The following is a 14,232-nucleotide window of genomic DNA, read 5'->3' as shown; positions in this document are numbered from 1 at the left end:
GCGGGCCGGCCGCCTCCGAGCCGCCTGGTCACACGACGGCGGGGTCCCACGGACGTGAAGTCACACCGCGGTGACGAGCTGCTCCTCGCTCCGCACGCGCGGGACGAAGCGGACCCGGGGACGGCCGTGATGCCACCCGAGGGAGACCCGCAGCCCGCCGAGGCGGGCCAGGACCAGACCGATCGCCGTCGCCGAGGCCATCGCGACCAGTCCGCCGAGCGCGAAGCTCACACGGGGCCCGTAGACGTCGGTGACCCAGCCGATCAGCGGCGCGCCGAGCGGTGAGCCGCCCACGAAGACCATCATGAACAGCGCCATGACCCGGCCGCGCATGGCCGGGTCGGTGGCCATCTGGACCGAGGTGTTCGCGGTGACGTTCACCGTCAGCCCGAAGATGCCGATGGGGACCATCAGGAGCGAGAACAGCCAGAGCGTGGGAGCCATGGCGGCCACCACCTCCAGCGCGCCGAAGGCCACCGCGGCCGCGATCAGCACGCGCAGCCGGGCCGTGCCGCGCCGGGCCGCGAGCAGCGCCCCGGCCAGCGAACCCAGTGCGATGAGCGTGTTGAAGAGGCTGTAGGCCCCGGCACCGGAGTCGAAGATGTCGTCCGCGTACGCCGACAGCCAGACGGGGAAGTTGAAGCCGAAGGTGCCGATGAAGCCGACGAGGACGATCGGCCAGATCAGTTCGGGGCGCCCGGCGACATAGCGGAGGCCCTCGCGGAGCTGGCCCTTGGCGCGCGGCGCCCGCTCGACGACGTGCAGTTCACGGGCCCGCATCAGCAGCAGACTCGCCAGCGGGGCCACGAACGACAGGCCGTTCAGCAGGAAGGCCCAGCCGGTGCCCACGCCGGTGATCAGCAGGCCCGCGACGGCGGGTCCGACCAGCCGCGCGGACTGGAAGTTGGCGGAGTTCAGGCTGACCGCGTTCTGGAGCTGGCCGGGGCCGACCATCTCGGAGACGAAGGACTGGCGTGCCGGGTTGTCGACGACGGTGGCCATACCGACGGCGAACGCGGCGAGATAGACGTGCCAGACCTGGACGTGTCCGGAGAGGGTGAGGAAGGCGAGCACGAGGCCGGTGAGGGCCATCGCCGTCTGCGTCACGAGGAGTGTGGGCCGCTTGGGGAGGCGGTCGACGAGAACACCGCCGTACAGGCCGAAGAGCAGCATCGGCAGGAACTGGAGGGCGGTGGTGATACCGACCGCGGCGGAGGAGCCGGTGAGGCTGAGCACCAGCCAGTCCTGGGCGATGCGCTGCATCCAGGTGCCGGTGTTGGAGACGACCTGACCCAGGAAGAACAGGCGGTAGTTCCGGATCTTCAGCGAGCTGAACATCGAGGAGGAGCGGGGGGAGTCGCGGGTGGCCGGGGAGTCGTGGGTGGCTGGTGCGGGGGCGGAGTGTGCTCCGGGTCCCGTACTCAAAAGGGCTCGCCTCCAGTGCGATCGGGGACGTCGGCGTCATGGGGGCGTCGGCGCTGGTTTTTTTGGGGGGACGGCGGACCCTCCGTTGCTCCGAGATCGGTGATCCGAACCGAGATCAGCGATCCGGACCGAGACCGGTGATCCGGCCAGTGACCGGTGATCCGGGCCGAGATCAGTGATCCGAGTCTTAACCGGCGATCAAGACCGAGATCAGTGCTCTCGGCCGAGAGCGGCGATCCGATTCGTGACCGGCGATCCGAACCGAGATCGGTGATCCGGACCGGGATCGGGATCGGGGAGCGAAAGAGGGCCGTCGTCGGTCAGATGTGCGCGAGCTTCTCCAGGACGGGAGCGGCTTCGCGGAGCTTGGCCCATTCGTCCTCGTCGAGGGCCTCGACCAGTCCGGCCAGGAACGCGTTCCGGCGGCGGCGGCTCTCCTCGAGCATCGCCTCGGCCTTGTCGGTCTGCGTCACCACCTTCTGGCGCCGGTCCTCGGGGTGCGGCTCCAGCCTGACCAGCCCCTTGGCTTCGAGCAGCGCGACGATGCGGGTCATCGACGGCGGCTGCACATGTTCCTTGCGGGCGAGCTCGCCGGGCGTGGCGCTGCCGCAACGGGCGAGGGTGCCGAGCACCGACATCTCGGTGGGGCTCAGCGACTCGTCGACTCGCTGGTGCTTGAGTCGACGCGACAACCGCATCACTGCGGAGCGCAAGGCGTTCACGGCGGCCTCGTCGTCGCCATGGGTGAGGTCAGGCATGTTCTTTAGCATAACTCATTACCCTCGCTAAAGAACAACTGGGCACCTGTGAAACGCGCCATCCGCCGCGGGGATCACTCATATGAGTGAGATCGCTCCGGAAAGTGACCCGTATCCGGCCGGGAAGCGGCGACCCTCGACTGCATGGGGACCAGCGTGCTCAGCCTGCGTATCGACGGGGAGCTGCTCGACCGGCTCCGCGACCATGCCGCGAAACGCGGAATGAGCGTCCAGGACTATGTGGTCCGGACGCTCATTCGCGACGACTTCGACGAGCGGTTCCAGACCGCCGTCGAGGAGACGGAGAAGTTCTACGGGGTCACGTGAGACCCCGTGCGGCCTGGGCCGCCGATGCCGCTCAGGTCAGGCCGAGGGCCGGCATGAGGTAGTAGAAGGTGAACACCGCCGACACCACGTACATGGCGACCGGGATGTCGCGACCCCGGCCCGCCGCCAGGCGCAGCACGACGAAGGTGATGAAGCCCATCCCGATGCCGTTGGTGATCGAGTAGGTGAACGGCATCATCATCATCGTCACGAAGGCCGGGATGGCGATCGTGTAGTCCGCCCAGTCGATCTCCTTGACCGAGTGGGACATGATCAGGAAGCCGACCGCGATCAATGCGGGGGTGGCCGCCTGGGACGGGACCATCGTGGCGACCGGGGTCAGGAACAGGGCGACGGCGAACAGCGCGCCGGTGACCACGTTCGCGAAGCCCGTGCGGGCACCCTCGCCGACGCCGGCCGTGGACTCCACGAAGCACGTGGTGGCCGAGGAGGAGGAGGCGCCGCCCGCGGCGACGGCGATGCCGTCGACGAAGAGGACCTTGTTGATGCCGGGCATGTTGCCCTGCGCGTCCGTCAGCTTGGCCTCGTCGCTGATGCCCATGATCGTGCCCATCGCGTCGAAGAAGCACGACAGCAGCACGGTGAAGACGAAGAGGATGCCGGTCAGCACGCCGACCTTGCCGAAGCCGCCGAACAGGCTGAACTGGCCGATCAGGCCGAAGTCCGGGCTGGCGACGGGGTTGCCGGGCCACTTCGGGGTGGTCAGACCCCAGGACGGGATGGTCGTGACGGAGTTGATGATCACCGCGGCGACCGTCATGGTGACGATCGAGATGAGGATGGCGCCGGGCACCTTGCGCACGATCAGCGCGAGGGTGAGCAGCGTGCCGAGGATGAAGATCAGGACGGGCCAGCCGTGCAGGTGGCCGTCGGTGCCGAGCTGGAGCGGGACGGTCGTCTGGGCGATGTCCGGGATGCGGGTGACGAAGCCGGAGTCGACCAGGCCGATCAGCATGATGAACAGGCCGATGCCGATCGCGATGCCCTTGCGCAGGCCCAGCGGCACCGCGTTCATGACGCGCTCGCGCAGACCGGTGGCGACCAGGAGCATCACGATGAAGCCCGCGAGGACCACCATGCCCATCGCGTCCGGCCAGGACATCCGGGGCGCGAGCTGGAGGGCGACGACCGTGTTCACGCCGAGGCCGGCGGCCAGCGCGATCGGCACGTTGCCGATGACGCCCATGAGGAGCGTGGTGAAGGCCGCGGTCAACGCGGTCGCGGTCACGAGCTGCCCGTTGTCGAGGTGGTGCCCGTACATGTCCTTCGCGCTGCCCAGGATGATCGGGTTCAGCACGATGATGTACGCCATCGCGAAGAAGGTGGCGAAACCGCCGCGGATCTCGCGCGGAAGGCTGGAGCCCCGCTCGGAGATCTTGAAGAAGCGGTCGAGAGCGCTCTGCGCGGGCCGGGACTCCGGCTCCTGCGGGGCGGGGGCCTTGGTTGCGGCCGAGGTGGACATGCGGGTCCTCAAACGTGCGGGGGGACGGGACGTGATCGAGCCTGGTCAGTGGTCGTACACCAGCAGGTTCCCCCAGGTCGCTGTTGGTGTTTTCTACGAATACAACTGGCCAGACTCGGACCGTTTCAGTATGAACATATGAGTCAGAAATCGCTATCTCCGCGCGTAGACCCTTGTGGCGCAAGGGAGACAGGGTGCGAACACAACCGGTCGCCGGTCCTCGTAAGCTGTGCACATGGCGAAGTGGACCCCCAAGCACGAGGCGCCGGAGCCCCTGGAGGGCCCCGTCGTCGCCACCATCACGGGCGGCACGATCCTCTGGTTCGTCCTCTTCCTGGTGCAGCTCCCGTTCTACGGCTGGTTCGACGACCACGGACACCTGTGGTGGCTGTGGACCTGCCTGGCCGGCGCGGGCCTCGGGCTGATCGGCGTCTGGTACGTCCGCAAGCGTGACGCCGCGATCAAGCGCGCTCAGGCGGACGGCTCCCCCGCCGCCCCCGTGACGGAGTAGACGGCTCCCCCGTACCCCCGTGGTGGAGTGAGGGGCCTTCTCCACCCACGGCAGCACGACCCGCCGCTCCCCGTCCTCCCCAGGTCGGAACTTTGACGCACTCGGCGGGTGAAGCCGCATATCCGCACGTACCGTCGAAGGCATGACCCACACCGACGCGGGCGCCGGACTGGATCCCGTTCACCCCGTGCCCATACCCGCCTCCGGGCGGGCCGAGGGGCTGTCGGCCGCCGAGGTGGCCGAGCGGGTCGCGCGCGGCGAGGTGAACGACGTACCGGTGCGCAGCAGCCGCTCCGTGGGCGAGATCGTCCGGGCGAACGTGTTCACCCGCTTCAACGCGATCATCGGCGTGCTCTGGCTGGTCATGTTGTTCGTGGCGCCGTTCCAGGACAGCCTGTTCGGCTACGTGATCATCGCCAACACCGGGATCGGCATCATCCAGGAGTGGCGCGCCAAGAAGACGCTGGACTCGCTCGCGGTGATCGGCGAGGTGAAACCCACCGTCCGCAGGGACGGGGTCGCCGCCGAGGTGCGCTCCTCGCAGATCGTGCTCGGGGACCTCATCGAGATCGGGCCGGGCGACAAGGTCGCCGTCGACGGCACCTGCGCGGAGGCCGACGGGCTGGAGATCGACGAGTCGCTGCTCACCGGTGAGGCCGACCCCGTGGTCAAGCACGTCGGCGACCCGGTGATGTCCGGCAGCTTCGTCGTCGCCGGCGGCGGCGCCTTCACGGCGACGAAGGTGGGCCGGGGGGCGTACGCGGCACAGCTCGCGGAGGAGGCCTCGCGGTTCACGCTCGTCCACTCCGAGCTGCGCAGCGGTATCTCCACGATCCTCAAGTACGTGACGTGGATGATGATCCCGACCGCCATCGGCCTGATCATCAGCCAGCTCGTCGTCAAGCAGCACGGCTTCAAGGACTCCGTCGCGCGGACCGTCGGCGGAATCGTGCCGATGGTCCCGGAGGGCCTGGTTCTGCTCACCTCCGTCGCCTTCGCGATCGGCGTCATCCGCCTCGGCCGAAAACAGTGCCTCGTCCAGGAACTTCCCGCCATCGAGGGCCTCGCCCGCATCGACACCGTCTGCCTCGACAAGACGGGCACCCTCACCGAGGGCGGCATGGACGTCACCGAGCTGCGCCCGCTCGGAGGCACCGACGAGCCGTATCTGCGCAAGGTCCTCGGCGCGCTCGGCGAGTCGGATCCGCGGCCGAACGCCTCCCTCCAGGCGATCATCGCCGCCTACCCGGACAGCGAGGAGTGGCGCTGCACCCAGTCCCTGCCGTTTTCCTCCGCCCGCAAGTACAGCGGCGCCGGCTTCAGCGAGGGCAACGGCGAGTCGAGCGCCTGGCTGCTCGGCGCCCCCGACGTCCTGCTGGAACCCGATGACGCGGCTCTGGCCGAGACCGAGCGGCTCAACGAGGCGGGCCTGCGGGTACTGCTGCTCGCGCGGACCACCAAGGATCTCGACGACCCCGCTGTCGCGGAGGCCGCCCGGCCCGCCGCACTGATCGTGCTGGAGCAGCGGCTGCGTCCTGACGCGGCCGACACCCTGCGCTATTTCGCCGAGCAGGACGTCAAGGCCAAGGTCATCTCCGGCGACAACGCGGTGTCGGTGGGAGCGGTCGCCGGAAAGCTGGGACTCACCGGCGAGGTCGTGGACGCGCGCCGGCTGCCGGACGAGCGCGAGGAGATGGCCAAGTCCCTGGAGAAGGGCACGGTCTTCGGGCGGGTCACCCCGCAGCAGAAGCGGGACATGGTCGGCGCCCTGCAGGCCGGCGGGCACACGGTGGCGATGACCGGCGACGGCGTGAACGACGTCCTGGCCCTGAAGGACGCCGACATCGGGGTGAGCATGGGCTCGGGGTCCGAGGCGACCCGCGCGGTGGCCCAGATCGTGCTGCTGAACAACAGCTTCTCGACCCTGCCCTCGGTGGTCGGGGAGGGCCGCCGGGTGATCGGGAACATCACCCGGGTCGCGACGCTGTTCCTGGTCAAGACGGTCTACTCGGTGCTGCTGGCCGTGCTGGTGGTGTGCTGGCAGGTGGAGTACCCCTTCCTGCCGCGCCATCTGACCCTGCTGTCCACCCTCACGATCGGCGTCCCGGCCTTCTTCCTCGCCCTCGCCCCCAACAAGGAGCGCGCCCAGCCCCACTTCGTACGGCGGGTGATGCGGTACTCGATCCCGGGCGGCGTGGTCGCGGGAACGGCGACCTTCGCGATGTACCTGATCGCGCGCCACTACTACACGGGAGAGGGCTCGCTGGAGGCGGAGACGAGCGCCGCGACGCTGACGCTGTTCCTGGTCTCGATGTGGGTGCTCGCGATCATCGCCCGGCCCTACACCTGGTGGCGGATCTGCCTCGTCGCCTCGATGGGCGGGGCGTTCCTGCTCGTGCTCGTGGTGCCGGGGCTCCAGCACTTCTTCGCGCTGAAGCTGGTCGGCACGACGATGCCGTGGATCGCGGTGCTGATATCGGTGACAGCGGCGGCCGTCCTGGAGTTCCTGTGGAGATGGGTCGACCGCCGCGTTCCCGCGTAGGGGCTACGTCAGCGACTAGCGCACGTCGACGTAGTCACCCGCGGCCTTGACGGCCGGGGTGGTCGAGGTGCCCACGAAGCTGTAACGGAAGTATCCGTCGACAGTGGCGGTCGTGGTGGTCTTCAGGTTGCCGGAGCCGTCCGTCTTGATGGTCTTGACGGTGGTGTAGGTGCTGCTGCTCTTCTTGCGGAACTGGAGCTGCACCGACTGGCCGGTGTAGCCGTGGTAGGCGTTGTCCTCCCAGTTGGCGCGGGAGAGCTTGCCGGTGACCGTGACGGTCTTGCCCTTCTTCACGGGCTCCGGCGCGGCGTTGACGGTCAGCTTGGAGTAGCGCTGGACGTTGGGGGAGGTGAAACCGCCCTGGTCCGCGACGCCGACCTTGCTCAGGTCGATGTTCTCGTCGGCCGGGTCCTCGCCGTTGTACGCGATGGCCAGGCCGGCGGCCTTCCAGGCGCCCGCGTCCGAGTTGAGCAGCTCGCCCTCGGCCGGGTAGATGTCGATGCCCGCCTTGCAGGAGGCGGCGGTCGCCGAGGTGGCGGTGCAGGTCCCCGGGTTGTTGCCGAAGAGCATGTTGTCCGGCGTGTCGAACGAGCCCTTGTAGAGGTAGGGGCCGTTCAGGAAGTCGTCGGCGGTGATGTCGACGCCGGCACCGTGGTTCAGGGTGTACGTGACCGGGACGCTCACGTGGTTGCTGATGCCGACGGCGATGGCCTTGCCGCCGTTGACCTTGATGTTGGAGAAGGTGACGTCGAGGTCGTACGGAACGCCGTCGACAGCGCCGGTCGAGCCGGTGTACGCGCTCTTGCCGGACGCGGCGTGAGCGGCCTCCCGCACCTTGGCGACATCGGTGCGGTACGAGGAGGAGTCGGCGGCGTGGGCGCCCGGCACGACGAAGGCGGAGAGAGCCAGGGCGCCGGAGACGGCGGCCACAGTGGCACGTATGCGCATGCAATCCCCAAGTGGAGAAGGGGCCCCGACGGTGGTCGTTCCTTACGGCTCGTCTTCACACGGGGCCCACGTGTTGGTGGAGTCAGTTGACTCGGAAGAGGAGATCATCCGGACGCACGAAGGGTTGTACGGGAGATGAAATCTTTGTGCGTCTCTTTCGGCCGGGCTCAGGGCCGGGCTCGGCGTTCGTACGGGGATCGGGACAAACCGAAATCCCCGGCCCTGGGGGCCGGGGATTCCTGGTGGCATCGGGTGTTCAGGTGTGACCGGGCGTTCCGGTGTTACTGAACGTCGAGGTAGTCACCCGCGGCGCTGACGGCCGGGGTGGTCGTGGTGCCCGCGAAGCTGTAGCGGAAGTACCCGTCGGCGGTGGCCGTCGTGGTCGCCTTCAGCTTGCCGGCGCTGTCCGTGGTGACCGTCTTGACCGTGGTGTAGGTGGTGCTGCCCGCCTTGCGGAACTGCAGCTTCACCGGCTGGCCCGTGTAGCCCTGGTACTTGTGGTTGTCCCAGTTCGCGCGGGTCAGGGCGCCGGTGACCGTGATGGTCTTGCCCTTCTTGACCGGCTCGGGCGCGGCGTCGACCGTCAGCTTCGACAGACGCTGGACCTTCTGGGCGCCCAGGTTGCTCTGCCACTTGACGTGGTCGTCGTTGTCGATGACGACCGAGCCGACCTTCCAGGCGCCGGCCTGGGAGTTGGCCAGGTCGTCGTGGTCGCCGGTGGCGGCCGGACGGAACTGGATCTTGGCCGTGCACTTGAGCACGGTGGAGGAGGAGGCGGTGCAGGTGCCGGGGTCGTCGCCGCCGATGAGGGCTTCGCTCGGCGCGGTGATCGAGGTACCGCGGTAGAGCAGCGGACCGCTCACGAAGGAGCCGGCGCTGACGCTCGCGGGGTGCGTCACGGTGTAGGTCGCGCTGACCGTGACCTGCGCGGAAGCGCCGACGACGATGTTCTTGCCGCTGTTGATCACGACGTTGGAGACGGTGACGTCGGACACCGGGTTGCCTGCGGCCTGCGCGGCCGGCACGGCGAGAGCGGAAAGGGCCAGGGCGCCGGTGACGGCGGCCACGGTGGCTCGTATGCGCATGGGGTTCCCCAAGTGGAGAAAGGGGGTCCCGGCGGTGGTCGTTCCTCACGGCTCGTCGTCAGCACGGGACCCAAGTGATCAGTGAGTCTGTTGACTCAAGGGGTGAGATTAGTGAGGGGTGGGACTGGTTGTACGGGCGGGGTGAAGAAGTCGCAGTTTTTAGGTTCGCGTTACGCGGGAATGGCGAAACACGGAGAAACGCCCGGCCCCGGAGTCTCCGGGACCGGGCGGGACCGGGCGGGACCGGGGGAACGAGACGTGTCGTCCGCGGACGGCACGGACCCGGCCGGTCGGGGCAATCAGTCGAACCAGCGGTCCCGGGCCAGTTCCTCCGTGCGGGACGGGTCCTCCAGCAGCGCGGCGACCTCGAAGCGGCGCGGCCACTGGCCCGCCGCCCAGGCGAGTCCGGCAGCGACACCCTCCAGAGTGGAAGCGTGCAGGACCCCGTCCCGGGTGCGGCGCCAGTCGATCTCGGTGCCGTCGACCACGAGCTCCTCGTGCTCCACGTACGAGGCGGGGGTCGCGGGGCCCAGCAGGACCCGTACGGACTCCGGTACGTCGTGCTCGGTGCCCTCGGAGGTCACCTCACCGGTCACCGACTCGCTGAGCCGGCGCACCTGGAACAGCTCGGCGAGCTCGGCGGCCCGCGCCGGAGGCACCGGCAGCAGCGGCATCCCATCGGTGAAGGCCAGCAGATCCGGCGAGTCCACGACCACGGCGTCGGCCGCGTCCACGACCCGCACCTCGCCGTCCACGACCGCCCGCAGCTCGTCAGGCAGCGTCACCCGCTCGGGGTCGAGATCTGCCAACGCGCTGTACAGGCCGTGCAGTTGGGCTCCGGAGACGGGACGGTCGGGTTCCGCGAGCCGGTCGAGCAGTTCGGCCGCGCCGCCCGGTTCGTCGAGCAGGGCGGCAACGGAGGTCCGGACACCGAGCGCCCGCAGGACCTGCTCGTCGTCGAAACCGGTCGCGTCGGCCTCGTCGTACAGACCACGCAGCAGCGGATCGCCGCCGGCGGCCAGCAGACCGGCCGGCCTGCGCCCGTCGAGCACCGGATGCCCGCGCAGCCACCACGCCGTGTACGGCCGGACGATCTCGTGCGTGCCGTCCGGGAGCAGGACGCGCACCTGCTGAATGATCGCGTCCCGCAGCGGCGGCTGGGCGAGCAGCGCCAGGGCCTGCGGCCACCGGTCGTCGTCCACCAGGTCCAGATCCCGTACGGCCACGATCTCGGTCGCGACGGGCGGCACCGGCGAGTCGGGCAGCCTGTCCAGGACGTCCTCGCACCACACGTCCACCGCGTCCAGCAGACCCGCGTCGTCAGTCTCGGCGAAGTCCCCCTCGCGCGGCTCCAGTTCGTCCGGGTCGAGCACGAGGTCGGTGGCGCGCACCAGGGCGAAGCCGGCGAGCACGCCGCAGGCCGCGAGGGGCTGCTCGCCCCAGCGGTCGGCGAGCTCGTCGTCGACGAAGGCGAGTTCGTCCTCGCGCATGATCCGGGCGAACGGGCTGCCGGGCAGCACGAGTTCACCGGCGGGCACGAGTTCGCCCTCGTCGTCCGGCAACGCGAGCGCGCCCAGCCAGGGCTCGTCGCCGGGTTCGAGCGCGGCGTCACGGACCAGCGCGAGGACGGTGTCCGCGAGCTCCTCCGCGTCCAGGGTGTCCTCGTCCCACGCGCCGCCCTCGTCGTCGAGCGAGGCGGCCACCGCGGCCCGCACCTGCGGCGTCGTGAGCACCGCGCGAGGCGAGGCCGGCAACGCGCCCAGCTTCTCCAGGAGGGGGTGGGCCGCGTCGGGGTGCGCGACCTTGAGGCCGAGCCTGGCGAGCGTGCCGGGGGCCACCAGGGACCCCTCGGGGGTGGGCAGCAGGATCTGGCGGGGGCCGATCGTCGTACGGCCGTCGGCCAGCGGCACCGGCAGACCCGACAGCCGGTCCGGGTCGACCCCGGCGAGGCTGTCGTACAGGCGGTGCCACCACTCCGGGTCCTTCTCCAGGCCGGCCAGCCGGTCCACGGCCTCGGTGAGCGGGACCCGGGCGACGCCCAGCGTGCGCAGCTCCACCCGTCGTTCGAGCCCGGCGGGCAGCAGGCCGGTCAGCACCTCGGCGAGCACCCGGACGGTCTCGGCGCCCGCGCCCTCCACCACCTCGGCGTCGCGCGGCCGCAGGGCGGCGGGGGCCTCCGCGGGGCTGCTCCCGGGCCAGTCCTCGGGGGTGTCGACGGCCGGCAGCCGGGCCGGCGGGGCGGCGAGCGGCAGGAACGCGGTGCGCGGCAGCCGGTCCAGGATCGCCTGGCGCAGCGCTCCGTCGAGCTCGCCCTTGCCGAGCGGGCCCGGCACCAGGTCGATGATCCCGGTGTCCACCGGCCGCCAGGCGGCGAGGAGTTCGGCGTACGCGTCCGCCGCGCGCTCCACCAGGAAGTCCGTCAGCGGGCCGGGGGCGGCGTGGCGGCGGGTGGTGTCGAGCGGGAAGGAGGCGATGAGGAGCGCGGGCACACCGAGGGCTTCGTCGCTCGGCGTCGGCGCGTGCACGACGGGGCTGGTCCTCGGGCGGCCCGGGGCTCCCTCGGCGTCCACGGGGACGGCCCAGGTCACGGACCAGTGCGGGCGCAGGCGCTCCTCGACCGGGCGGTCGGCGAGCAGGGCGGTGTCGAGGGGGCCGTGCGCCGCGACGGTGCGGTAGCGGGTGGTGCCGTCGCGGGTGTCGTCGATGACGGCGCCGTGCTCGGCGGCGGTCCGGCGCAGGGTGCGGACCTCGGCGTCGCCGATCTCCACGACCACTTCCTCCAGGCCGGGGAGGGCCAGCAGGAGGGCGTCGTCGATGTCCCGCAGGAGGCGCTCGGCGAGGTCCTCGGCGGCGGTGTCGCGCAGCGGGAGGATCACGGCGGTGTCGTACGGGTCCGGGGCGGTGCCCTCGGCCGCGAACGGCAGCCTCAGCAGTGGTACGTGGCCGTCCCGTCGGCGGATCTCGTCGCCGAGGCCGGGGCTGTCCGCGGCGGTGCCGGCGGCGAGGTCGCGGGCCTCGGCGAGCGCCCAGCGGACGCCGCCGTGCCGGCCCACGACGGCGGGCTCGTCGGTGACGGCGAGGACCGCGGCGAAGCCGACGCCGAAGCGGCCCACGGCCGTCGTGTCGTCGGCGTCCCGCTTCGCGGAGGCCCTGAGGGTGGCGAGGGACTCGACGCCGACCGCGTCGAGGGGGGCGCCGGTGTTGGCCGCCACCAGGACTCCGTCGCGGAGCGTGAGGCGAAGGCGGCCGGGGGTGCCGGCGCGGGCCGAGGCGTCGGCGGCGTTCTGGGCGAGTTCCACGACGAGGCGGTCGCGGTACCCGCCGAGGACGAGGTCCTCCTCGGCGTTGGCGTCCTCGCGGAACCTGGCCGGGCTGGCCGCCCAGGCGTCCAGTACTCCGCGGCGCAGGCGGGCCGTGCCGAACGGGTCCGCACCCTCGGCAGCCGGCCGCACGAACTTACTCACGGGTTCACTCTCCCTCTCGCCTGACGCGACCGCGAATGCTGCACCGGGTCGCGGCTTGAAGGTACCGCGCGCTCTGCCCTGCTCCGGGCGGGGTCCGGGGTGGGTGGGTCGGGGCCGTGCCGGTGCATCAGCCCGTCGCCGTCGGACGGAGACGTGACGGTCGGTGGCGACGGGCATCGATGCACCGGCACGTCCCCTCGCGCCGGATCCCGGCTGCGGGTGCGTCGTGGCCGGCGAAGATTCAGCCCCTCCGGCGTTTGAGGAGCGGGGTCCGGGGCGGAGCCCCGGGTACGGGACGGGTAGGGGCGGAGGGGGCGAAGGAACGGCTCGGCGCGTCCGTACCGGGGAAGGTGTAAGCCCCGGTTCCCCGGACCCGGGGTTCGGCCGCCCGCTCACCGCCGGTTCCCCGGACCCGGGGTTCGGCCGCCCGTTCGCCGGGGACAGCACCTGCCTCGTTCACCGGCCCCGAGGCCAGTGAAAACTACGAGTGGCCCAGTTCCGCCTGGGAATCGTCCGTGGTCGACGGGACCGAGCCCGAGTCGGGGGACGGACGCAGCGGGAACGGGTCCACCTGGGTCTCGTCGATCACGGGAAGCGGCGGCCGCGGCGGCGCCGGCATGACGGCGGCCTCGGAGTGCCCCCCACACCCGTACGCGAGCGACACCACACGCCCGTCCGCGGGCGAGAACTCATTCGCACAGACACCGAACGCCTGCCCGAGCGAGCCCCCGATCCGGTTCAGGAAGCCACAGCTCACGCACGTGGCGGGCGCGGCCTGCGCCATCGCCGTCTTGGCACCGAACGAGTCCTCCCAGCGGTCGGCCGCGACATGCAGCCCGTACCGGGAGAGCACCCGGGCCCGGCGGAGCCCCAGTTCCTCGGCGACGGCGGCGATCGAGCCCCGGCGCGGAGCCATGGGCAGATGCGCGGGCGTGCCCGCGGTCACCTCGGCGTCCTCCGCCTCCACCAGCTCGGCCATGTCCTCGGAGACCGCGGAGTTCGGCGCAGGCTCGTCCTCGCCGGACCAGCCCGGCTCCAGCCGGAGATCCTCGGCGTCCGTGGGGAGCAGGTCCCCGGGGCCCATGTCGCCGGGGCGGAGCCGCTCGCTCCACGGCACCCACTCCGGGGCCAGCAGGGCGTCCGTGCCGGGCAGCAGCACCGTCTCGTCGAGAGTGACGATCTTCGCCCGGGAGGCACGGGCCACGGTCGACGCCCAGCGCCAGCCGCGGTAACCGGGTTCCTTGCACTCGAAGTAGTGCGTGACAACACGGTCCCCCTCGGAGACCATCCCGAGATGCTCGCCCACGATGCCGGGATAGGCGGCTTCCTCGGCTGCCGCGCGGGCGAGGTCGACGGCCTCGGCGCACAGACGGTCCGGGGTGCGGCTTCGCGTTGTCGCTGCGCTCACAGGTATCGCTTCTCTCCTACGCCGTCTCACGGGTGCGCCAGTCCTCGGCGGGGGTGCGGACGGAGCGGACCGTTGGGCCGCGTCGACGTCCGCGCCCGATCGCACTCGGGCGCACCTACGCCATCCATTCTGCGGGATGGCCGAGAGGCGCGCGGCCGAGAACAATCGCCGCAGGCGCGTTACGCACGCTACCTTCTCCTGGCCCCTGGGCCCACACCGGCGGCCTTCTTCGGTGCTCCGCGCCGGGATCTTCGGCGCTCCTCGGCCCCCGGAGTCCCCCG

General features: G+C 70.8%; 10 protein-coding genes. 3 read left to right on the top strand and 7 right to left on the bottom strand.

From position 1 onward, the window contains the following. Positions 1-60: 60 nt before the first annotated feature. Positions 61-1,425: an MFS transporter gene (locus tag ACIQ7M_RS20965; protein WP_403646363.1), complete on the bottom strand. Its 1,365-nt coding sequence runs from the start codon at positions 1,423-1,425 to the stop codon at positions 61-63. Between the two features lie 320 nt (positions 1,426-1,745). Next, positions 1,746-2,183, bottom strand: a complete 438-nt coding sequence (locus tag ACIQ7M_RS20960) for a MarR family winged helix-turn-helix transcriptional regulator (RefSeq protein WP_103551027.1) — start codon at positions 2,181-2,183, stop codon at positions 1,746-1,748. A 144-nt stretch (positions 2,184-2,327) separates the two neighbouring features. On the opposite strand from ACIQ7M_RS20960, the gene ACIQ7M_RS20955 reads away from it, so the two are divergent. Continuing rightward, positions 2,328-2,510 (top strand): hypothetical protein, encoded by a 183-nt coding sequence (locus tag ACIQ7M_RS20955; protein WP_037624226.1) that lies wholly within the window; start codon positions 2,328-2,330, stop codon positions 2,508-2,510. A gap of 31 nt (positions 2,511-2,541) precedes the next feature. Here the strand turns inward: ACIQ7M_RS20955 and ACIQ7M_RS20950 are convergent, their stop codons facing one another. After that, positions 2,542-3,993, bottom strand: coding sequence for an NCS2 family permease (locus ACIQ7M_RS20950; protein WP_355764963.1), 1,452 nt, complete (start codon positions 3,991-3,993; stop codon positions 2,542-2,544). A gap of 235 nt (positions 3,994-4,228) precedes the next feature. Here ACIQ7M_RS20950 and ACIQ7M_RS20945 point away from each other — a divergent pair, with 235 nt between their 5' ends. Together ACIQ7M_RS20945 and ACIQ7M_RS20940 are read left to right on the top strand one after the other, a co-directional pair. Continuing rightward, a complete protein-coding gene (locus ACIQ7M_RS20945; RefSeq protein ID WP_386983422.1) occupies positions 4,229-4,504 on the top strand; it encodes a DUF2530 domain-containing protein in 276 nt (91 codons plus the stop codon). 142 nt (positions 4,505-4,646) lie between these two features. Next, positions 4,647-7,046 (top strand): cation-translocating P-type ATPase, encoded by a 2,400-nt coding sequence (locus ACIQ7M_RS20940; protein ID WP_386983420.1) that lies wholly within the window; start codon positions 4,647-4,649, stop codon positions 7,044-7,046. A gap of 15 nt (positions 7,047-7,061) precedes the next feature. On the opposite strand, the gene ACIQ7M_RS20935 is transcribed toward ACIQ7M_RS20940, so the two are convergent. From ACIQ7M_RS20935 to ACIQ7M_RS20920, 4 genes are all read right to left on the bottom strand, one after another. Next, positions 7,062-7,994 carry a hypothetical protein gene (locus ACIQ7M_RS20935; RefSeq protein ID WP_403646357.1) on the bottom strand — a complete coding sequence of 311 codons (933 nt, stop codon included), beginning with the start codon at positions 7,992-7,994 and terminating at the stop codon, positions 7,062-7,064. Between the two features lie 281 nt (positions 7,995-8,275). Beyond that, positions 8,276-9,079, bottom strand: a complete 804-nt coding sequence (locus ACIQ7M_RS20930) for a hypothetical protein (RefSeq protein ID WP_403646355.1) — start codon at positions 9,077-9,079, stop codon at positions 8,276-8,278. Positions 9,080-9,378: 299 nt separating this feature from the next. Further along, entirely contained in the window at positions 9,379-12,543 is a 3,165-nt protein-coding gene (locus tag ACIQ7M_RS20925; RefSeq protein WP_403646352.1) for a sacsin N-terminal ATP-binding-like domain-containing protein, read from the bottom strand. A gap of 481 nt (positions 12,544-13,024) precedes the next feature. Then, the gene (locus ACIQ7M_RS20920; RefSeq protein ID WP_355772443.1) at positions 13,025-13,951 is read right to left on the bottom strand and encodes a DUF3027 domain-containing protein; all 927 of its coding nucleotides are present in this window, start codon (positions 13,949-13,951) and stop codon (positions 13,025-13,027) included. Positions 13,952-14,232 lie beyond the last annotated feature (281 nt).

Source organism: Streptomyces sp. NPDC096324, assembly GCF_044763015.1.
Taxonomy (GTDB): Bacteria; Actinomycetota; Actinomycetes; order Streptomycetales; family Streptomycetaceae; genus Streptomyces.
This window is presented reverse-complemented; position numbering and strand designations above follow the sequence as displayed.